Origin of the sequence: Mesobaculum littorinae (assembly GCF_004011175.1) — a bacterium.
GTDB lineage: Bacteria > Pseudomonadota > Alphaproteobacteria > Rhodobacterales > Rhodobacteraceae > Tranquillimonas > Tranquillimonas littorinae.
Window position 1 is genome coordinate 382,317 of the sequence record NZ_RQXX01000003.1, and the last position, 19,588, is coordinate 401,904.

The 19,588-nt window shown below is 70.0% G+C and carries 17 protein-coding genes; 11 read left to right on the top strand and 6 right to left on the bottom strand.

The window, feature by feature from the left end:
• Positions 1 to 87: 87 nt before the first annotated feature.
• Positions 88 to 867, bottom strand: a complete 780-nt coding sequence (locus tag EKE94_RS11000; protein WP_127906650.1) for a uroporphyrinogen-III synthase — start codon at positions 865 to 867, stop codon at positions 88 to 90.
• Between the two features lie 136 nt (positions 868 to 1,003).
• On the opposite strand from EKE94_RS11000, the gene tsaD reads away from it, so the two are divergent.
• From tsaD to EKE94_RS11020, 4 genes are all read left to right on the top strand, one after another.
• A complete protein-coding gene (tsaD, locus tag EKE94_RS11005; protein ID WP_127906651.1) occupies positions 1,004 to 2,110 on the top strand; it encodes a tRNA (adenosine(37)-N6)-threonylcarbamoyltransferase complex transferase subunit TsaD in 1,107 nt (368 codons plus the stop codon).
• 70 nt (positions 2,111 to 2,180) lie between these two features.
• On the top strand, positions 2,181 to 2,456 hold the full coding sequence (locus EKE94_RS11010; RefSeq protein WP_127906652.1) for a YciI family protein: 276 nt from the start codon (positions 2,181 to 2,183) through the stop codon (positions 2,454 to 2,456).
• A complete protein-coding gene (locus EKE94_RS11015) occupies positions 2,453 to 2,878 on the top strand; it encodes an EVE domain-containing protein (RefSeq protein WP_127906653.1) in 426 nt (141 codons plus the stop codon). The genes EKE94_RS11010 and EKE94_RS11015 overlap by 4 nt, the downstream gene beginning before the upstream one ends.
• Positions 2,879 to 2,950: 72 nt before the next feature.
• Positions 2,951 to 3,883, top strand: a complete 933-nt coding sequence (locus EKE94_RS11020) for an L-lactate dehydrogenase (RefSeq protein WP_127906654.1) — start codon at positions 2,951 to 2,953, stop codon at positions 3,881 to 3,883.
• Between the two features lie 3 nt (positions 3,884 to 3,886).
• On the opposite strand, the gene EKE94_RS11025 is transcribed toward EKE94_RS11020, so the two are convergent.
• Together EKE94_RS11025 and ahcY are read right to left on the bottom strand one after the other, a co-directional pair.
• Complete coding sequence (locus tag EKE94_RS11025; RefSeq protein ID WP_127906655.1) at positions 3,887 to 4,228, bottom strand: DUF2853 family protein; 342 nt, start codon at positions 4,226 to 4,228, stop codon at positions 3,887 to 3,889.
• Between the two features lie 248 nt (positions 4,229 to 4,476).
• Positions 4,477 to 5,865, bottom strand: a complete 1,389-nt coding sequence (gene ahcY, locus EKE94_RS11030) for an adenosylhomocysteinase (RefSeq protein WP_127906656.1) — start codon at positions 5,863 to 5,865, stop codon at positions 4,477 to 4,479.
• 208 nt (positions 5,866 to 6,073) lie between these two features.
• Between ahcY and EKE94_RS11035 the strand changes: the two genes are divergently transcribed.
• Positions 6,074 to 6,667 carry an HD domain-containing protein gene (locus EKE94_RS11035; RefSeq protein WP_127906657.1) on the top strand — a complete coding sequence of 198 codons (594 nt, stop codon included), beginning with the start codon at positions 6,074 to 6,076 and terminating at the stop codon, positions 6,665 to 6,667.
• A gap of 19 nt (positions 6,668 to 6,686) precedes the next feature.
• Here the strand turns inward: EKE94_RS11035 and EKE94_RS18675 are convergent, their stop codons facing one another.
• Complete coding sequence (locus EKE94_RS18675) at positions 6,687 to 6,860, bottom strand: hypothetical protein (protein WP_164870894.1); 174 nt, start codon at positions 6,858 to 6,860, stop codon at positions 6,687 to 6,689.
• Between the two features lie 100 nt (positions 6,861 to 6,960).
• Here EKE94_RS18675 and EKE94_RS11040 point away from each other — a divergent pair, with 100 nt between their 5' ends.
• A complete protein-coding gene (locus EKE94_RS11040; RefSeq protein WP_127906658.1) occupies positions 6,961 to 7,842 on the top strand; it encodes a LysR family transcriptional regulator in 882 nt (293 codons plus the stop codon).
• 160 nt (positions 7,843 to 8,002) lie between these two features.
• Here the strand turns inward: EKE94_RS11040 and EKE94_RS11045 are convergent, their stop codons facing one another.
• Positions 8,003 to 8,563 (bottom strand): ActR/PrrA/RegA family redox response regulator transcription factor, encoded by a 561-nt coding sequence (locus tag EKE94_RS11045; protein ID WP_127906901.1) that lies wholly within the window; start codon positions 8,561 to 8,563, stop codon positions 8,003 to 8,005.
• A 151-nt stretch (positions 8,564 to 8,714) separates the two neighbouring features.
• Positions 8,715 to 9,368 carry an SCO family protein gene (locus EKE94_RS11050; RefSeq protein ID WP_127906659.1) on the bottom strand — a complete coding sequence of 218 codons (654 nt, stop codon included), beginning with the start codon at positions 9,366 to 9,368 and terminating at the stop codon, positions 8,715 to 8,717.
• A gap of 71 nt (positions 9,369 to 9,439) precedes the next feature.
• Between EKE94_RS11050 and regB the strand changes: the two genes are divergently transcribed.
• The 5 genes from regB to addA all read left to right on the top strand — a co-directional run bounded on the left by regB (position 9,440) and on the right by addA (position 19,563).
• A complete protein-coding gene (gene regB / locus EKE94_RS11055) occupies positions 9,440 to 10,855 on the top strand; it encodes a sensor histidine kinase RegB (protein ID WP_127906660.1) in 1,416 nt (471 codons plus the stop codon).
• A 174-nt stretch (positions 10,856 to 11,029) separates the two neighbouring features.
• On the top strand, positions 11,030 to 12,628 hold the full coding sequence (locus EKE94_RS11060; protein ID WP_127906661.1) for a PAS-domain containing protein: 1,599 nt from the start codon (positions 11,030 to 11,032) through the stop codon (positions 12,626 to 12,628).
• Between the two features lie 40 nt (positions 12,629 to 12,668).
• Positions 12,669 to 13,199 carry a tRNA (adenosine(37)-N6)-threonylcarbamoyltransferase complex ATPase subunit type 1 TsaE gene (gene tsaE / locus EKE94_RS11065; RefSeq protein WP_127906662.1) on the top strand — a complete coding sequence of 177 codons (531 nt, stop codon included), beginning with the start codon at positions 12,669 to 12,671 and terminating at the stop codon, positions 13,197 to 13,199.
• Positions 13,196 to 16,147 (top strand): double-strand break repair protein AddB, encoded by a 2,952-nt coding sequence (addB, locus tag EKE94_RS11070; protein WP_127906663.1) that lies wholly within the window; start codon positions 13,196 to 13,198, stop codon positions 16,145 to 16,147. Before tsaE ends, addB begins: the two co-directional genes overlap by 4 nt.
• A complete protein-coding gene (gene addA, locus EKE94_RS11075; protein ID WP_127906664.1) occupies positions 16,144 to 19,563 on the top strand; it encodes a double-strand break repair helicase AddA in 3,420 nt (1,139 codons plus the stop codon). The genes addB and addA overlap by 4 nt, the downstream gene beginning before the upstream one ends.
• Positions 19,564 to 19,588: the final 25 nt, after the last annotated feature.

Genomic DNA, 19,588 nt, shown 5'->3' on the forward strand with positions numbered 1-19,588 from the left:
CCTCTTCCCTGTCACATCTCCTGCCCGGCGCAAAACGCCCGGCTTTCACCGAAACCTAGCCCGCCCCCCCGCAGCCAACAAGGCCGGTCACACCCCGGGTTGTCGCTGAAACAACCGGATCAGCGCCGCAACCATCGCCTGCGCGTCGGGACTCTCGGCGATTTCACACTCTGCGGACCCCCGACGCGTGCCCTCCCACGCCCCCTCCCACGCTGCCGCAACAGCGGGGCTGAGCGCCACCGCATGGATCCGCGCGCCCGTATCGGCGGCCATCGCGGGCACCGCCATGGCTGCCAGCGTGGCCGAACGGGGTGAAAACAGCGGCCAGAAAACCGGCGCCGCCCCCGCCAGCGCGGCGCGCCCCGCCTCGGGCAAGGGCTGCGCGATCTGGTCATAGACCATGAAGCCGCGCGTCGGCAGCCCGGCAGAACAAAGCCTGCGCGCCACGTCGCCGCGGGTATGGCGCCCGTGCAGGTGCCATAGCGGCGTGGCCGGGCGCAGACCCGGCAGCGTGGCGATCAGCGTCTCGGCATCCTCGGCGACCGCCTGCGCGGCAAACCCCGCCGCACGGGCGGCGTGGGCGGTCGCGCCGCCCACCGTCCAGACCGGCAGGGGCAGGAGATCCGCGCGCCCGGCAATCGCCTGCACCGCCTGCGCCGAACTCAGGATCAGACCGGCCGGCGCCGTGCCTCCCTCGACCTCTTGCCCCTGTTCGTGGCCGGGCACAGCCTCCGGCAGGGACTGGATCCGCATCAATGGCGCAATCACCGCGACATGCGGGGGCAGGGCATCGGCGCAAAGGGCGGCAAAGCGCCGGGCGGCGTCGTCGGGCCGGGTCAAAAGCAGGCGGGGGCGGACATCGGACAAGGCGGCCTCCGGTTCGGGTCGGGGCGGATCGGGGCGGGTCCGGCACGGGGGGGCGGCCCGGATTGTGCAGACAGGCTTCGGGTGCTACCTCTTGCCGCCCGCCGCGGCAACAGGCTTGCCCGCAAGGAGACCCCGCATGTCCGCCCCCCTGACGATCCTCGGACTGGAAAGCAGCTGCGACGACACCGCCGCCGCCGTCGTGCGGTGCGGCGGAAACACCGGGGCGGACGGCGCGCAGATCCTGTCCTCGGTGGTCTACGGTCAAGCCGCGCTGCACGCGAGCTTCGGCGGCGTCGTGCCCGAAATCGCCGCCCGCGCCCATGCCGAAAAGCTCGACCACTGCGTCGAGGCCGCGCTGGACGAGGCCGGCGTGACGCTGGCCGACTGCGACGCGGTCGCGGTGACGGCGGGCCCGGGGCTGATCGGCGGGGTCCTGGCCGGGGTGATGTGCGCCAAGGGCATCGCCGCCGGAGCGGGCCTGCCGCTGGTGGGCGTCAACCACCTTGCAGGCCACGCGCTGACCCCGCGGCTGACCGACGGGCTGGCATTTCCCTACCTGATGCTGCTGGTCTCGGGCGGGCATTGCCAGTTCCTGATCGCCCATGCCCCCGACCGGTTCGACCGGCTGGGCGGCACCATCGACGACGCGCCCGGCGAAGCCTTCGACAAGACCGCGCGCCTGCTGGGCCTCGGCCAGCCCGGCGGCCCCGCGGTCGAGGCCGAGGCGCAGGCCGGCGACCCGGCCCGCTTTGCCCTGCCCCGCCCGCTGCTGGACCGGCCCGGCTGCGACATGAGCTTTTCGGGCCTGAAGACCGCGATCCTGCGCGAACGCGACCGCTGCATCGCCGTCCATGGCGGGCTGACCCGGCAGGACCGTGCGGACCTTGCGGCCGGGTTCCAGGCCGCGGTCGCCGACGTCCTGGTCGAAAAGACCCGCCGCGCGCTGGACCAGTACCTTTCGCTGGCCCCCGCCGCGCCTGCGCTGGCCGTGGCGGGCGGGGTGGCGGCGAACGGGCCGCTGCGGACCGCACTGACGGTGCTGGCCGCCGGGCGGGGCGTCCGCTTCGTCGCGCCACCCTTACGCCTTTGCACGGACAACGCGGCGATGATCGCCTGGGCGGGGCTTGAAACCTATGCCGCGGGCGCCCGCGACGGCATGGACCTAGCCGCCCGCCCGCGCTGGCCTCTGGACACCACGCGGGCGCCGCTTCTGGGCAGCGGGCGGCGGGGGGCCAAGGCCTGAACGACGGCCGCCCATTGCCCCCGGGCCCGCAGTCGGTAGATTGCCCGCAACCGACGTGAAGGAGAGCCCCATGCACGCAGCCATCATCTGCCGGGACAAGCCCGGCTCGTCCGAGCTTCGCAAGACCACCCGCGAGGCGCATCTCGCCTATGTCGAACAAAGCGGCGTGGTGAAGATCGGCGGTCCCTTTCTCGACCCCGCGGGCGCGATGGTGGGATCGCTCCTGATCCTCGAGGTGCCCGACCTGGCCGCCGCGGCCGCCTGGGCCGAGGCCGACCCCTACGCGCAGGCGGGCCTGTTCGAAGAGGTCAGCGTGATCGAATGGAAGCAGGTCATCGGCGCATGAACTACTGGCTGTTCAAGTCCGAGCGCGCGACATGGTCGTGGGACCAGCAGGTCGCGCGCGGCGAGGCGGGCGAGCAATGGGACGGCGTGCGCAACTACCAGGCCCGCAACTTCATGCGGCAGATGCAGGTGGGCGACCGCGGGTTCTTCTACCACTCGCAGGACGAAAAGGCGGTGGTCGGCATCGTCGAGGTCTGCGCCGAGGCGCATCCCGACAGCACGACCGATGATCCGCGATGGGAATGCGTGGACATCAAGGCGGTGCGCTCGGTCCCCACGCCGGTGACGCTGGCCGACTGCAAGGCCGATCCGCGGCTGGAAAACATGGTGCTGGTCAACAACACCCGCCTGTCGGTGCAGCCCGTGACTCCCGATGAATGGGCCGCGGTCTGCGACCTGGCGGGGCTGAACGCCCCCGCCTGATCCACGGCCGCCCCCGGGGGGCACCGCCCTGGGCGGGCGTCACCCGAGAGGCACCAGAGCAAGGAGAACGCCATGAAGGTCGGTATCGTGGGCGCGGGCATGGTCGGCAGTGCCGCGGCCTATGCCCTGACACTCAGCGGCAGCGTCACGCAGGTGGTGCTGGTCGACCGCAACGCCGCGCTTGCGCAGGCGCAGGCCGAGGATATCGCCCATGCCGCGCCCTTCGCCTCGACCACGCAGGTGCGTGCGGGCGACTACGATGCACTGGACGGCGCCGGCGTGGTGATCCTGGCCGCGGGCGTCAGCCAGAAGCCGGGCGAGACGCGGATCGAGCTTCTGGACCGCAACGCGGCGGTGTTCCGCGACGTGGTGGGCCAGGTCCTGACCCACGCGCCGCAGGCGATCCTGCTGGTCGCGTCGAACCCCGTCGACGTGATGACCGACATCACCACCCGCATCTCCGGCCTTCCGGCGGGGCGGGTCATCGGGTCCGGCACGATCCTCGACACCGCGCGATTCCGCAGCCTGCTGGCGGGGCACCTCGGCGTGGCACCGCGATCGCTGCATGCCTCGGTGCTGGGCGAACACGGCGACAGCGAGGTGCTGGCCTGGTCCTCGGCCCGGGCGGGGTCGCTGCCGCTGGCGGACTTCGCCGCCCAGATGCATGCGCCGCTGACCGAAGGCGCCCGTGCCCACATCGACGAGGGCGTGCGCCGCGCCGCCTACCGGATCATCGAAGGTAAGGGCGCCACGTGGTACGGTATCGGCGCGGGCCTGACCCGGATCGTGCAGGCCATCGCGGCCGATCAGCAGACAATCCTGACCGTGTCGATCCGCACGCCCGACGTTCTGGGTGTCGGACCAGTCACCCTGTCCCTGCCCCGCCTCGTGGGACGCAACGGCGTCAGCGCCACGGTGGTGCCCGAGCTGGACAAGGGCGAGGCCGACGCCCTGCGGCAGGGCGCCGAAATGCTGCGCGATCTGGCCGGGGCCGTCACGGTCTAAGTCTCAGTCAAAGGCCGCTTCGCGCCCCAGCTGCACCGTCAGCAGGTAGTAGAGCACCGCGCGATACTTTCGCGGCTGCGCCGGACCGTAGGTTTCAACGGCCGCGTCCAAGGCCTCATCCAGCTCCGGCCCCTCGCGCAGGCCCAGGCGGCGCGAGAGAAAATTCTGCCGAATGCGCCGCCGCTCCTGCGGGTCCTCCGCCGCCACCAGCGATGCGTCGGGCGAATAGATCGTCGGCCCGCAGGCGATGGTCACCTGCGTCAGAAGACCCATGTCCGGCTCGATTCCGCATTTTTCACGAAGGTCGGCGGCATAAAGCGCGATCAGGTCGGCACGTTTCGTCATCTTCGGCCCTCCGGCAGGCGAACCCGTCAATTCTGGCACGCAGAGCGGATTTCGCCAAGACAGGGCCGGGCCAGCGGCTTGAGGGTCAGTCCCCAGCCGGCCCCGGCGGGATAACGGCCCCAGCCATGGCTCCGGGGCCGCGAACCTTCGGGCAACGACTTGCGGCCGCGGTCCTGTCCAGCGCCCGCCCCCGGGTCTCCGGTCAGACCGGACCCGAAAAGGGGCACCCGGTGGCGCCCCCTCGCAGATCAGTAGCGATAGTGTTCCGGCTTGAACGGCCCCTCGGGCGTGACGCCGATATAGGCCGCCTGTTCCGTCGACAGCTGGGTCAGCTTCACGCCGATCCGGCCCAGGTGCAGGCGCGCGACCTTTTCATCGAGATGCTTGGGCAGGATGTAGACCTGGTTGTCGTATGCGTCGCCCCGTGTCCACAGCTCGATCTGCGCCAGCGTCTGGTTGGTGAAGCTCGCGGACATCACGAAGGACGGGTGGCCGGTCGCGTTGCCGAGGTTCAGCAGACGCCCCTCGGACAGCAGGATCAGACGATTGCCCGAAGGCATCTCGATCATGTCCACCTGGTCCTTGATGTTGGTCCACTTGTGGTTCTTCAGGTTGGCGACCTGGATCTCGTTGTCGAAGTGGCCGATGTTGCCGACGATCGCCATGTCCTTCATCTCGCGCATGTGCTCGATGCGGATGACGTCCTTGTTGCCCGTGGTGGTGATGAAGATGTCGGCGCTGTCGACGACGTCCTCCAGCAGCACCACCTCGAACCCGTCCATCGCGGCCTGCAGGGCACAGATCGGATCGGCCTCGGTCACCTTGACCCGCGCGCCGGCCCCGGCCAGCGACGCCGCCGACCCCTTGCCCACGTCGCCATAGCCGCAGACGACGGCGACCTTGCCGGCCATCATCACGTCGGTGGCGCGGCGGATCCCGTCGACCAGGCTTTCCTTGCAGCCGTACTTGTTGTCGAACTTCGACTTGGTGACGCTGTCGTTGACGTTGATCGCGGGGAAGGGCAGGTGCCCGTTGCGCTGCAGCTCGTAGAGGCGATGCACGCCGGTGGTCGTCTCTTCCGACACGCCCTTGATCTGGTCGCGCATCTTCGTGAACCAGCCGGGGCTTGCCTCCATCCGCTTGGCGATCTGGGCCTTGATCACGCCCTCTTCCTCGGACTGCGGAACGGGGATGATGTCCTCGCCCGCCTCGGCCCGCGCGCCCAGCAGGATGTAGAGCGTCGCATCGCCGCCGTCGTCCAGGATCAGGTTCGGCCCCTCGGGGAACTGGAACGAGCGGTCAAGGTAATCCCAGTGCTCTTCCAGGCTCTGCCCCTTGATGGCGAAGACCGGAACGCCGGCCTCGGCAATTGCCGCCGCGGCGTGATCCTGGGTCGAGAAGATGTTGCACGACGCCCAGCGCACGTCCGCGCCCAGCGCGACCAGCGTCTCGATCAGGCAGGCGGTCTGGATCGTCATGTGCAGCGAGCCCACGATGCGCGCGCCTTTCAGCGGCTTGGCCTGCCCGTATTCCTCGCGCAGCGCCATGAGGCCCGGCATCTCGGTCTCGGCGATATCCAGTTCCTTGCGGCCATAGCCGGCAAGTGAGATGTCCTTGATGATATAATCGTCAGCCATGATGCCATTCCTGTCCGCGGATGTTTGCAAGCGGGCTAGCAAGTTATCCCCATGAGAACAAGCGAGGGACGCCGCCCGCCCCTGCCCCCTAGCGCGAACCGCTTAGCGAAAGATTGCCGTGGCCCCGGCAGGCGGCGCCGCGGCAATGTTGGAGCGCGGGATCGTTTGCGATAGGCCTCGCGCCGGACCAAGAGGAAAGGCGAAGGGCATGGCGAAACCGGCGCGGGCGTGGCAGCGGATGCTCTCGGGGCGCAGGCTCGACCTGCTGGACCCCACACCCATGGATATCGAGATCGAGGATATTGCCCACGGCCTTGCCTTCGTCGCCCGCTGGAACGGCCAGACGAGGGGCGATTTTGCCTATTCCGTCGCCGAGCATTCGCTTCTGGTCGAAGAGATCTTCGGCCGCATCGTCCCCGACAGCCCGCCGCGCTGGCGGCTGGCGGCCTTGCTGCACGATGCCCCGGAATACGTGATCGGCGACATGATCTCGCCGGTGAAGGCCTCGGTCGGGCCCAGCTATGGCGTGCTGGACGACCGGTTGTCGACGGCGGTGCACCTGCGCTTCGGCCTGCCCGCCCAGGTGCCCGTGACGGTGAAGAAGCAGATCAAGCGCGCCGACCGCATCTCGGCCTACATGGAGGCGGTGCAGATCGCGGGCTTTGCCGAACCCGAGGCCGCGCGGGTCTTCGGCCGCCCCTCAGAGACGCTGATGCAGGGACTCTCGATCCTCCTGCGGCCGCCGAAAACGGTGCGCGCGGCCTATACCGCGCGTCACCAGGAGCTTCTGTCACTCATCTAGCGGTCTCCTGCATCGCGGCCTACCAGAGGTCGCGAAACGGGTTGAACCGATAGCGTCCGTGCCCCCGCAGGGCCACGTCGTCGTGCAAGTGCGGCGGGACCTGCCGCAACAGGTGCGCCCTGCGGCGGCTGGCCTCCCGCGTGCGGTGATGCCGGGTCGCCGTCATCAGGCTGTCAGCAAGGATCGTGAACATCTTTCCCTCCATGGGCTGCGATGCCCAGAAGGTAGGGGCATTGCGCGGTCCCGCCTAATCAGGAAGAATGCCACCCTGTAAGTTCAGCTAACAGGAAGTCATGGACTGGAAGGCCTTCCCCTCCCTCAGTGCCCTGCGCGCGTTCGAGGCCGCCGCCCGCACCGGCAGCCTGTCCGCGGCGGCGCGCGAACTCAACGTGACCCATGCCGCGGTGGCGCAGCATATGCGCGCGCTCGGCGAACGCTTCGGCCGGCCGCTGATGCAGCGCGACGGGCAAGGCATGGCGCTGACAGATGACGGCCGCGTGCTGGCCACGGCGGTCCAGGACGGCTTTCTGCGGATTGAAGAGGGGATAGCGACGCTGGAACGGCGTCACGTCGTCCGCCCCCTGCGCCTCTCCCCCACGCCGACCTTCGCCGAGGCGTGGCTGGTCCCGCGGATCGGCGAATTCTGGTCGCGCCACCCCGAGATCGAGCTGTCGATCCTGCCGACGCAAGAGGTCGTCGACCTGCGCCGCGACGGCTTCGACCTCGCCATCCGCTTCGGCGACGGGCGCTGGCCGGGGGTCGAGGTCGAGCCCCTGACGCAAAGCAATTTCGTCGTGGTCGCCGCCCCCTCCTTCGCCCGCGGCCGCAGCCTGGATCAGCTGGGACCACTGGAAAGTCACAAATGGTACGTCTCGCGCGGCTCGCGGGAACAGGTGGTCTGGGGCGCGACCATCGGCTTGTCACCCGAAACCCTGCAGACACAGGAGCTCGTCGACAACTCCCTCGCGCTGTCGGCGGTGCGCGCGGGCTACGGCCTGTCGGTGCAGGCCCGGACACTCGTCGAACGCGACCTGGCCCAGGGCACGCTGGTCGACCTCTACGAAGGCGATCCCGGCGGCCTCGGCTACTTCCTCGTCCGTCCACGCGGCGTCCCCTCGCCACGCCTCGACACCTTGCTGAAATGGCTCCGCCGCAAGGCCCGCGAAGACACCTAGGCGCCCGCCTTTTCTCTTCTTCCCGAATACTCCCGCCGGAGGCACATCGCCCGAAGGCCCCCGAAACGGGGGCCGGAGGGCCAGACGTCGTGCGCCGAAGGCGCCCCGTTTACCGGTTCCATTCACCGGCCGCCCATTCACCGGTGCAGGCCGGCCCGGATTACCGCGGGCTGCGCTTGGCGAGGATGCGTTGCAGGGTCCGCCTGTGCATGTTCAGCCGCCGCGCGGTTTCCGATACGTTGCGGTCGCACTGTTCGTAGACCCGCTGGATATGCTCCCAACGCACGCGGTCCGCGCTCATCGGGTTTTCCGGCGGCGGCGGCAGCGCGTCGGACGAGGCCAGCAGGGCCGAGGTGATGTCGTTGGCGTCGGCCGGCTTCGACAGGTAGTCCGTGGCGCCGATCTTCACCGCGGCCACGGCGGTGGCGATCGCACCATAGCCTGTCAGCACGACGACACGGCTGTCGGGACGGCGTTCGCGGATCGCCTCGACCACGTCGAGACCATTGCCATCCTCGAGCCGCAGGTCGACGACGGCAAAGGCCGGGGGACGGGCGATGGCGATGGCCCGACCGGCAGCGACGGATTCGGCGGTTTCCACCGAAAAGCCCCGTTTCTCCATCGCACGCGCCAGCCGCTTGACGAAGGATTCGTCGTCATCGACCAGCAACAGCGAGCGGTCGGGCCCCAGATCGGTCTCTGTCGGCTCGGCCACGGGCATCTCCTCGGCAGCACCAGGTGTCATTGCAACGTAGATATGTCGCGTCACCGCCGGGGTCAAACCACGACGGATCGCGACGACCCCGCCGCCAGGCTGGCAACCCGTGTCGCCCCCCCTGGCTATTGCGAGCCTTATCTCTCTCGACTGCCGTTTATCCCGCCGCGTCGAGGTAGCAGGCCACGTCCTCGGCCATCGCCTCGGCCGTGAGACCGTCACGCTCGGCCGAGGGCGCGCCGCGAAAGAAATCCACGAAGCCGGTGCCGGGCAGCATCAGGTAGGTATAGGCGGTGTGATCCATCAGGTAATAGTCCGGATCGGCGCCCTCACGCCGGGCACGGTAGACCTTGTAGGCCTCGACCGCTGTTTGAACCTGAGACTCGCTGCCCGTCAGCCCCAGCATCCGGGGATGCAGGTAGTCCGTGTATTCCGCCAGAACCTCGGGCGTATCCCTTTCGGGATCGATGGTGATGAAGACGGGCTTCACCTCGTGCCCCCGCTCCTCCAGCAGATCGACCGCCTCGGCATTGCGCGCGGCGTCGAAGGGGCAGACGTCCGGGCAGAAGGTATAGCCGAAATAGACCAGCGTCGGCGCGTCGATGACATCGTCGGAGGTTACCGTTTCGCCGGTTTCGGACACCAGCTCGAACGGCCCGCCGATGGCCCCCGCCCCGCCGGCGACCTGCGCCCCCCCGCATCCGGCGAACCGGTCGTCGCCTGCGGGCCCCAGCGCCCACCAGGCCACGCCGCCCGCAAGGACGAGGGCCGCCGCGGCGGCACCGGCGACAAGGATCGATCTGCTTGGCATTGGCTTCTCCTGCCACGGGGGACATTCAGCCCATTGATCGGGGCTGCCCCCTCTCACTACAACAGGTCACCATGACGCAAGCCCTCGCCTCGGACCAGGACACGCTTCCCGACTTCGCCGGAATCGACGAAAGCCGCCGGTCGAACTGGGTGCGCCTGCGCACCCTGACCAACCTGCGCTGGATCGCGATCCTGGGTCAGATCGTCGCCATCGCGGTGGGCGAATGGGTACTAAACCTGTCGCTGGAACTGGGGCTGTGCATCCTGACGGTCGGCGTCTCGGTCCTGTCGAACCTGACCGCGACCCTGGTCTTTCCCGCCAGCAAGCGCCTGTCGGAAGGCGAGATGATGGCGCTGCTGCTCTTCGACATCTCGCAACTGGTCGTTCTGCTGTTCCTGACCGGCGGCATCCACAATCCCTTTGCGCTGCTGATCCTCGCGCCGGTCACGATCTCGGCCACGGCGCTGCAGCTGCGGGCGACGCTGCTGATCGGCGCCATCGCCATCGCGCTGATCACGCTGGTCGCCTTCTGGCACATTCCGCTGCGGACCGAGTTCGGCTTCGTCATGCGGATGCCGGGCAACTTCGTGCTGGGCTTCTGGATCGCCATCGTCATCGGCATGGTGTTCCTGGCCGGCTATGCCCGCCGCGTCACCGGCGAGGTCCACGCCATGTCCGAGGCGCTGGTGGCCACGCAGATGGCGCTGGCCCGGGAACAGAAGCTGACCGACCTGGGCGGGGTCGTCGCCGCAGCAGCCCATGAACTGGGCACCCCGCTCGCGACGATCAAGCTGGTCAGCGCGGAACTGATCGAGGAACTGGACGATCCAGACCTGCGCGCCGATGCCGAACTGATCCGCACGCAGGCCGACCGCTGCCGCGACATCCTTCGCGACATGGGGCGGGTGGGCAAGGACGACCTGCACCTGCGGCGCGCGCCCATCTCGACCGTGGTGGCCGAGGCCGCCGCCCCGCACGAGGATCGCGGCAAGGCGCTGCACTACGATATAGGCCCGATCGACGATCCCGACCGCGATCAGCCGGTGATCCTGCGCCGCCCCGAGATCATCCACGGTCTGCGCAACCTGGTGCAGAACGCGGTCGATTTCGCCTCGTCCTCCGTCTGGATCGACATCGCGTGGACCGACCAGACCCTGTTTCTGCGGATTTCGGATGACGGGCCGGGCTATCCCGTCCACGTCCTGCCGCGGATCGGCGACCCCTTCGTGCGCAGCCGCCGCGACGGCACCGCCGCCCGGCCCGAATACCAGGGCATGGGGCTGGGCCTGTTCATCGCCAAGACGCTGCTGGAACGCACCGGGGCCGAGCTGACATTTGCCAATGGCCGCGCGGCGACCGGCATGGCGGCGCGCCCGGGCGCCGACCGCGGCGCCATCGTCGAGGTGTCGTGGCGGCTGGCCGACATCGCCGAACCCCCCGACGCCGCGCGCGGCGCCTTGGGACAGAATCAGCAGATCCCGTTCTGAGGTTCGTCCGCCGCCCGCCCGGATTCTCCGCGGGCGCGCCGGGTGATCCTTGCTGAGACAGCACATGAACACAACATTAACGAGTGTTCACGCAGGGTTACACTTCTTAAAAGTGTGTTAACTATTTGGGCGCAAGTTAGGCAAGCCTTGTAAAAACCTACGAGTTGATCGCCGATGTTCGGATCCGTTTCCAGCGTTTTCGCCGTCTCCGGCCTGACCGCTCTGGCCACCGTGGCGGCCGGATTGCTTCTGACCCTCGCGTTGACAGGTCGCGCCCGCCGGGCCGCCCGCATCCCGCAGGCCGACGACACGCCGCTGCTGGTCTGCCTGTTCGAGGATCGTGTCCTGCAGGACGCGACCGACGAAGGGCGGCGCTTTCTCGATATCGCACCGCCTGAGGGCGACGATCTAAGCCGTTTTTTGCGTCTCATCGACCCGCGCTTTCCGGGGGTCGAGGCCTGTCTCGCCGATCTCGCCCCCGGTCAGACGCACGAGATGGTGGCCACGGACGGCGACGCCCTGCTGCGCCTCACGCAGGGAGAGTCGACGCTGAGCGCCACGCTTCTGGCGACCGGCGACGGCGTGCATCCGACGCCAGAGGCCGACCTGCGAATCCGCGCGATGGACGCGGAGCTGGAACTTCTGCGCCACGTCGCGCAATGCGCCCCCACGCCCATGTGGCTTCAATCCGACACCGGCGTCATCGAATGGGTGAACCGCGCCTATATCGACCTCTGCCAGGCGCGGCTGGGTGAAGACCGCTGCGAAGGCTGGCCGCCGCCGGCATTGTTCTCAATCGATTTCGACGGGCCGGCGTCGTCCAGGGCGGTGCAGCGCCTCTTGCCCGACGGCGCCGGGCCGGACGACCGCAGAACGCCGCCCTGGCACGACTGCCATGTCGAGGAATGCGGGACCCGCTACCTTGTCACCGCGATCGCGGCGCAGGCCCTTGTCCGGGCCGAAACGCGGCACAACGACGTGGTGCAGACGCTGTCGAAGATCTTTGCCCAACTCCCGCTGGGGCTGGTGGTCTTCGGCCGGGAACGCGAGATGCTGCTGTTCAATCCCGCCCTGGCCGACCTGATCGGCCTGCCACCGGCGGATCTGCTGACGATGCCCGATCTCTATACCTTTCTCGATGCGTTGCGGGACCGCAGGACGATCCCCGAGCCGAAGGACTACAAGGAATGGCGCGACCGTCTGACGGCGCTGGACCGGGCCGATTCCGACGGCAGCTTCACCGAAACCTGGCACCTTGCGGACGGCAAGATCGTGCGTGTCACCGGTATGTTGCAGCCGCAGGGCGCTCTGTCGCTGATGTTCTCGGATGTCACCGACGAAATCCTGCGCAGCCGCCGACACCGGCTGGAACGCGAAACCGATCAGGCGGTGCTCGATTCCCTGCCGGACGCAATCGCCGTCTTTTCCACCAGCGGGATCATGGTCGTGTCGAACCGCGCCTACGACCGTCTCTGGAAGGAGCATTCGCTGGAACGTGTCGCCCCGGTGACGCTGGGGTCGGCCATCGAACACTGGGGGGAGATGACCTTCCCCACCCCCGTCTGGTGCGACCTGCGCGGGTTTGCCGAGCAGATGGGCACCCGTGCCGCCTGGCCCGCCGATGTCCAGCTGCGCGACGGACGCCGGATCTGTTGCCGTTTCGAACCGTTGCCGGGAGGCGCCCTGATGGTGATCTTCGCCGTGCCGGGGCTGGCCAACACGTTGGAGGGCGCGATCTGGGGCCGGATCGAGCCGGTGCGACGGCAGGGTTGATGCCGCTTGCACGGCCAACTGCGGCGGGTATGACTGGGGCATGCCCGCCCCTCTGCCTGCCTCGTCGCCCGCCCCTCTTTTCGCCATCGCCCTGTCCTCGCCCGACCGGACGGCGGAACTGGCGCATGCGCTGGCCCCGCATCTGGGCGCCGGCGACACCCTGCTGCTGGACGGCACGCTGGGCGCGGGCAAAAGCCACTTTGCCCGCAGCCTGATCCGCTGGCACCTGGACCGCGCGGGCCTGGCCGAGGATATCCCCTCGCCCACCTTCACGCTGGTGCAGAACTACCACGCGGGCGGGCTGGAGATCTGGCACAGCGATCTCTACCGCCTGGGCGACCCCGACGAGGTGTTCGAACTGGGGCTCGACGAGGCCTTCGCCACCGCCCTCGTGCTTGTGGAATGGCCCGACCGCCTGGGTGCGGACACGCCCGACGATGCGTTGCAGCTGGCCTTCGAGGTTACCGGAGACACCGCGCGTCGGCTGACCGTCCGGGGCGGCGGCGCGTGGGCCGATCGGCTGGCCGCGATCCTGCCCCCCTTCATGGCCAGCGCCGGAGAACGGGCATGACCCACCGTCTTTTCCGGCCGGGCCTCTACGGCCTGCCGCCCGGTGCCGATTTCGCCGCCGAGCTGGTCGCGGGCCTTGTCGCCCGCAGTCAGGGGGCCGAACCCGAGGCGCTGGCCCGGGTCGAGCTTTACGTCAACACCGCCCGGATGCAGCGCCGCCTGCGCGACCTGTTCCAGGCGGGGCCGGCGCGGCTCTTGCCCCGGATCCGGCTGTTGGGCGCCATTGCTGCCGGCCATGCCGACACTACGCCCGCGGTCCCGCCCCTGCGCCGCCGCCTGCAGATCGCGCAGCTGATCGCGGCGCTGCTGGAGCGCGAGCCCGATCTCGCCCCGCGCAGCGCGGTCTTCGACCTGGCCGACAGCCTTGCCGCGCTGCTGGACGAGATGCAGGGCGAGGGCGTCACCGCCGCCGATCTGCATGCGCTCGACGTCAGCGATCAGTCCGGCCACTGGGCGCGATCGCTGCGCTTTGTCGAGATCGTGTCCCAGTTTGCCGCCGCTCAGGGCGGCGCGGATCCGGAACTGCGCCAGCGCCGGGCCGTCGAGGCTCTGATCGCCCGCTGGCAGGCCGCACCGCCCGAACACCCGGTGATCGTCGCGGGGTCGACCGGGTCGCGCGGGACCACGGCGCTCTTGATGCGCGCGGTGGCCCGGCTGCCGCAGGGCGCGGTGGTGCTGCCGGGCGTCGATTTCGACCTGCCCCATGCGGTGTGGGGCAGCCTCGACGACGCGCTCGAGGCCGAGGATCACCCCCAGTTCCGCTTTGCCCGGCTGCTGCAGGGTCTGGACCTGACGCCCGCCGACATTGCCCGCTGGACCGACGCCGATCCGCGGCAGGCCCGCAACAGGCTCGTTTCGCTCGCGCTGCGGCCCGCGCCCGTGACCGATCAGTGGCTGCGCGACGGCCCCGCGCTGGGGGATCTGCGCGACGCAAGCGGCGGCATGACGCTGATCGAGGCCGCCGACCCGCGACGCGAGGCGCTGGCGATCGCGCTGCGCCTGCGCGCGGCGCTCAGGGCCGACCAAAGCGCCGCGCTGATCACCCCCGACCGAGAGTTGACGCGCCGCGTGACCGCCGCGCTGGACCGCTGGCGGATCGAACCCGATGACAGCGCCGGGCGTCCGCTGGCCCTGTCGGCCCCGGGTCGGTTCCTGCGCCATGTCGCCAGCCTCGCCGGACGCCGGATCAGTGCCGAAGCCCTGCTGACCCTGCTGAAACACCCGCTCACCAGCTCGACCGCGGGCGCGCGCGGCCAGCACCTGCTTCGCACCCGCGATCTGGAGCTGTGGCTGCGCAAGAAGGGGCCCGCCTTTCCCGACGCCGCCGCGCTGCACCGCTGGGCCGACACCCACGACAAGGCCGGGCTGGCCGACTGGATTGCGTGGATCGCGGCAGAGATCCTGCCGCTGGCGGATGTTGCCCCCGCCCCCTTGCCCGACCTCGTCGCCGCGCATCTGGCCGCGGCCGAACGCATCGCCGCGGGCCCCGGCGCCGAGGGGAGCGGCGCGCTGTGGGACAAGACCGCGGGCGAACGGGCGGTCGAGGCGCGCGACGAGTTGATCGCCAATGCCGACGCGGGGGGCGAAACCACACCCGCCGACTACGTCGCGCTGTTCGACAACGTGCTGGCGGGCCGCGAGGTGCGCGACCCCGTCCGCCCCGATCCCGACGTGATGATATGGGGCACGCTCGAGGCGCGGGTGCAGGGGGCCGACGTGGTCATCCTCGCCGGTCTCAACGAAGGGGTCTGGCCGGCGATGCCACCGCCCGACCCTTGGCTGAACCGGCGGATGCGGCATGCGGCGGGTCTCTTGCTGCCGGAACGGCGGGTGGGGCTGCAGGCGCATGACTTCCAGCAGGCGATCGCGGCACGCGAGGTCGTGCTGACCCGCGCCACCCGCGATGCCGAGGCGGAAACCGTGATGTCGCGCTGGCTGAACCGGCTGACCAACCTGCTCGAAGGCCTGCCCGACCAGTCGGGGCCCGAAGCCTTGGCCGCGATGCGCAGCCGCGGGCAGGTCTGGACCGACATGGCGACGGCGCTGGAAACCCGGTTCGACAGCGTGCCCGCCGCCACGCGCCCCGCGCCCGTGCCGCCGGTCGCCGCCCGGCCGCGGCAACTGTCGGTGACGCGGATTCAAACCCTGATCCGCGATCCCTACGCGATCTACGCGCGCCATATCCTGGGGCTGAAGCCGCTGCCCCCGATCAGCCCGACCCCCGATGCCCCGCTGCGCGGCACCGTGCTGCACGCGATCTTCGAAGAGATCGTGGCCAAGGGTCCCGACCCCGATGCCCCCGAAGCGCGCGATTCCCTGTTGCAGATCACCGCGCGGGTTCTGGGCGAAGAGGTGCCGTGGCCCGCGGCGCGGCAGCTCTGGTCGGCGCGGATCGAACGGGTGGCCGACTGGTTCCTGGCCGGTGAGCGCGAGCGCCGCGCCACGGCCACCCCGCTGCCCGGCGAACGCGAAGGGCGCCTGTCGCTGCCTGCCGCCGGGTTCGACCTGATCGGCACCGCCGACCGCATCGACCAGCGCGCCGACGGCACGCTGGCGATCTACGACTACAAGACCGGCACGCCGCCCCGTCCCAAGCAGATCCGCCATTTCGACAAGCAGCTTCTGCTCGAGGCCGCGATGGCCGAGGCGGGCGCCTTTCGCAACGTGCCGGCGGCGCAGGTGGCCGAGGTGGCGCATATCGGGCTGGGCAGCACGCCCGAAGTCTCGACCATGCGTCTGCGCGACCCGTCCGAGGATGAGCCCGTGGATCCCGCGCAGGTGATCGCGGAACTGCTGCGCCTGATCGCGGCCTTCGACGCCCCCGAAAAAGGGTATCCGTCGCGCCGCGCGCCCTATTCCGTGGACAGCCCGGGCGACTACGACCACCTCGCCCGCTACGGCGAATGGGACGAAACCGATCCCGCCAAGCCCGAGAAGGTGGGCCAATGACCCCTCCGCGCGACGAAGCCACCCTGCGCCAGATCGCCGCCGCCGATCCGCGTGCCTCGACATGGCTTTCCGCCAACGCGGGCTCGGGCAAGACACGGGTGCTGACCGACCGGGTGGCGCGGCTGCTGCTGGACGGGACGTCGCCGCAGAACATCCTATGCCTGACCTACACCAAGGCCGCGGCGAGCGAGATGCAGAACCGCCTGTTCCGGCGGCTGGGCGCCTGGGCGATGGCGCCCGAACCCGATCTGCGCGCCAAGCTTGCCGATCTGGGGGTCGAGGGCGACCTGGACGCGGGTGCGATTTCGCGGGCCCGCACGCTGTTCGCGCGCGCCGTGGAAACCCCCGGCGGGCTGAAGATCCAGACGATCCACTCGTTCTGCGCGGCCCTCCTGCGGCGCTTCCCGCTCGAGGCCGGGGTGTCGCCCGACTTTACCGAGCTTGACGAACGCAGCGCCGCGCGGCTGATGTCCGAAATCGTGGAAGAGATCGCCGACGGCCCCGAGGCGGGGGCGCTGGCCGACCTCGCACGGCATGTCACGATGGACGACGACCTGACCTCCCTGACGCAGGAACTGGCCCGCACGCGCGACGCCTTCGATCCGCCCCTTTCCCCGGTCGACATCGCCCGGGCCCTGGGCGCCCCCGGGGATGCCACCGAGGACAGCCTGCTGGCCGAGGTCTTCGACGGGGACGAACGTGACTGTTTCGACGCCCTGCTGCCCGCCCTGCGCGCCGGGTCCGCCAATGACGTCAAGGCCGCGCCGAAGCTGGCCGAGATCGACTGCGATGACCCCCGGATGGCCGATCTGGAACGGCTCGAGGCCGTGTTGCTGACTGGCGCCTCGGCCAAGGAGCCCTTTGCCTCGAAGGCCGGGAAGTTTCCCACCAAGGCCACGCGCACCGCGCTTGGCGTCCATGCCGACACGCTGGATGCACTGGCCGACCGGGTGGCCGAGGTGCGGCCTCGGCGGCTGGCGTTTCTTGCCGCCCGCAAGACGGCGGCGCTGCACCGCTTTGCCGGCGTGTTCCTGCCCGCCTACGCGGCGCGCAAGCAGGCGCGCGGCTGGCTCGATTTCGACGACCTGATCCTGGGCGCCCGGCGGCTTCTGACCGATCCGGCGGTCGCGGCCTGGGTGCTCTACCGTCTCGACGGCGGGATAGACCACATCCTGATCGACGAGGCGCAGGACACAAGCCCCGTGCAGTGGCAGGTGATCGAACGTCTGGCCCAGGAAATCGCGGCCGGACACGGGCGGGAAGAGGCCGGGCGCCGCACGATCTTCGTCGTGGGCGACCGCAAACAGTCGATCTATTCCTTCCAGGGCGCGGACCCGGATGCCTTCGACCGGATGCACGGCCAGTTCGCCGCGCAGCTGGCGGCCACCGGGCTGCACCGGATGGAATTGCAGCATTCCTTCCGCTCGTCCGACGCGATCCTGTCCTCGGTCGACCGTGTCTTTGCCAGCCCCGACCGCGCGCTTGGTCCCGATGTGCGGCACCGCGCGTTCCACGAGGCGCAGCCGGGTCGTGTCGATCTGTGGCCTCTGGCCGAGCCTATTCCGGCGGAAGATGACCCCGACTGGTTCGACCCGGTCGACCGCGTGTCACCGGTCGACGCCAAGGTGCGGCTGGCCGAGGCCATCGCGGGCCGGATCCGCCAGATGCGCGACGGCGGCGAGACGATCCCCACCAGGGAGGGTCGCCGCCCGATGCACGAGGGGGACGTGCTGATCCTCGTGCGCGGACGCGGGCGGCTGTTCGACGAGATCATCAGCGCCTGCAAGCGGGCCGATCTGGCCATCGCGGGGGCCGACCGGCTGAAGCTGGGGCAAGAGATCGGGGTGCGTGACCTGATCGCGCTGATGACCTTTCTCGCCACGCCCGAAGACGACCTGTCGCTTGCCGCCGCGCTGCGCTCGCCGCTTCTGGGCTGGTCGGAGGGCGAGCTTTACGACCTCGCGCAGCCCCGCGGCGGGGCGTTCCTGTGGACCGCGTTGCGCAATCACGCCGCCCGCCCCGACACGCTGGAGATGCTGCACGACCTGCGGGACAACGCCGATTACCTGCGGCCCTTCGACCTGCTCGACCGCATCCTGGTCCGGCACGGCGGGCGCGACCGGCTGCTGGCGCGGCTGGGGCCCGAGGCCGAGGACGGCATCGACGAGCTGCTGTCGCAGGCCCTGGCCTACGAGCGTGCCGATATACCGTCGCTTACCGGGTTCCTCGCCTGGCTCGCGGCCGAAGAGATCGAGGTGCGCCGCCAGTCCGAGGCCGCCGGCCGCCGCATCAGGGTGATGACGGTGCATGGCGCCAAGGGGCTCGAGGCCCCGATCGTCATCCTGCCCGACACGATGCGCGCGTTGCAGGAGCCGCGCCAGCAGATCCTGCGCGACGCGGATGGCCGCGCTTTCTGGCGCACCCGAAAGGCCGAGGCGCCCGAGCCCCTGCTCGACGCGCGCGCCGAGTTGATGCGCAAGGATGCCGAGGAATCCGACCGGCTGCTTTACGTGGCGATGACACGGGCGGAAAGCTGGCTGATCGTCTGCGGCGCGGGCGATCCGGCACGGATGGGCGGCACCTGGTATGCCGCCACTGCCGCGGGCATGGGCGACGAGGTTTCCGTACCGTTGGAGACGCCCTTCGGCGAGGGGCGGCGCGTTCTGCATGCCGACTGGGACGCCGGCCTGCCCGACGCGCCGCTGCCCCCGGCCGAGCCTCCGCGCGCCCTGCCCGACTGGATCGACACGCCCGCGGCCGCGCCTGTCGACCCCTTGCCGATCCTGTCGCCATCGGAGCTTGGCGGCGCCAAGGCGCTGCCGGGCGAAAGCCTGCCGCGGGACCAGGCCAAGGCGCGCGGCACCTTGCTGCACCACTTGCTTGAACACCTGCCCGCCCTGCCCCGCGCCGACTGGGCCACCGCCGCGCCGCAGCTTCTGGCCGCGCGCAAAGCGGAAATGACCGAGCTGACCGAGGCGATGCCAGGCGCGGGGGCCGCGGAGATGTCCACCGACATGGCCGAGGAGCTGGCGGCCGAGGCGGCGATGGTTCTGGACATGCCAGAGCTTGCCGCACTCAGGTCCGACGCGCTGGCCGAGGTCGACATCGCCGCCGCGCTGACCGAACTTCACGGGCGGCAGGTCTTCGGCACGATCGACCTGCTGATCCCGGGCCCCGACCGGGTACTGGCCATAGACTACAAATCCAACCGGTCGGTCCCGCCCGGGGCAGACGCGGTGCCCGAGGGGCTGTTGCGGCAGATGGGGGCCTATGCCGCCGCGTTGCGCCTGACCTACCCCGGGCGGCGGATCGAAACCGCGCTGCTCTGGACCCGGACCGGCACGCTGATGTCCTTGCCGGACGCGCTGACATCGCAGGCCCTTGCCCGGGCGGCGGCCGACCTGCCCGCGCCTTGACGCCCTGCCGGGGGGTGCCTACGTT

What these genes read in the sequence shown, in the direction of transcription:
- tsaD (WP_127906651.1), top strand. Translation starts at nt 1,004, where the DNA reads ATGTCCGCCCCCCTGACGATCCTCGGACTGGAAAGCAGCTGCGACGAC.
- EKE94_RS11010 (WP_127906652.1), top strand. Translation starts at nt 2,181, where the DNA reads ATGCACGCAGCCATCATCTGCCGGGACAAGCCCGGCTCGTCCGAGCTT.
- EKE94_RS11015 (WP_127906653.1), top strand. Translation starts at nt 2,453, where the DNA reads ATGAACTACTGGCTGTTCAAGTCCGAGCGCGCGACATGGTCGTGGGAC.
- EKE94_RS11020 (WP_127906654.1), top strand. Translation starts at nt 2,951, where the DNA reads ATGAAGGTCGGTATCGTGGGCGCGGGCATGGTCGGCAGTGCCGCGGCC.
- EKE94_RS11025 (WP_127906655.1), bottom strand. Translation starts at nt 4,228, where the DNA reads ATGACGAAACGTGCCGACCTGATCGCGCTTTATGCCGCCGACCTTCGT.
- ahcY (WP_127906656.1), bottom strand. Translation starts at nt 5,865, where the DNA reads ATGGCTGACGATTATATCATCAAGGACATCTCACTTGCCGGCTATGGC.
- EKE94_RS11035 (WP_127906657.1), top strand. Translation starts at nt 6,074, where the DNA reads ATGGCGAAACCGGCGCGGGCGTGGCAGCGGATGCTCTCGGGGCGCAGG.
- EKE94_RS18675 (WP_164870894.1), bottom strand. Translation starts at nt 6,860, where the DNA reads ATGTTCACGATCCTTGCTGACAGCCTGATGACGGCGACCCGGCATCAC.
- EKE94_RS11040 (WP_127906658.1), top strand. Translation starts at nt 6,961, where the DNA reads ATGGACTGGAAGGCCTTCCCCTCCCTCAGTGCCCTGCGCGCGTTCGAG.
- EKE94_RS11045 (WP_127906901.1), bottom strand. Translation starts at nt 8,563, where the DNA reads ATGCCCGTGGCCGAGCCGACAGAGACCGATCTGGGGCCCGACCGCTCG.
- EKE94_RS11050 (WP_127906659.1), bottom strand. Translation starts at nt 9,368, where the DNA reads ATGCCAAGCAGATCGATCCTTGTCGCCGGTGCCGCCGCGGCGGCCCTC.
- regB (WP_127906660.1), top strand. Translation starts at nt 9,440, where the DNA reads ATGACGCAAGCCCTCGCCTCGGACCAGGACACGCTTCCCGACTTCGCC.
- EKE94_RS11060 (WP_127906661.1), top strand. Translation starts at nt 11,030, where the DNA reads ATGTTCGGATCCGTTTCCAGCGTTTTCGCCGTCTCCGGCCTGACCGCT.
- tsaE (WP_127906662.1), top strand. Translation starts at nt 12,669, where the DNA reads ATGCCCGCCCCTCTGCCTGCCTCGTCGCCCGCCCCTCTTTTCGCCATC.
- addB (WP_127906663.1), top strand. Translation starts at nt 13,196, where the DNA reads ATGACCCACCGTCTTTTCCGGCCGGGCCTCTACGGCCTGCCGCCCGGT.
- addA (WP_127906664.1), top strand. Translation starts at nt 16,144, where the DNA reads ATGACCCCTCCGCGCGACGAAGCCACCCTGCGCCAGATCGCCGCCGCC.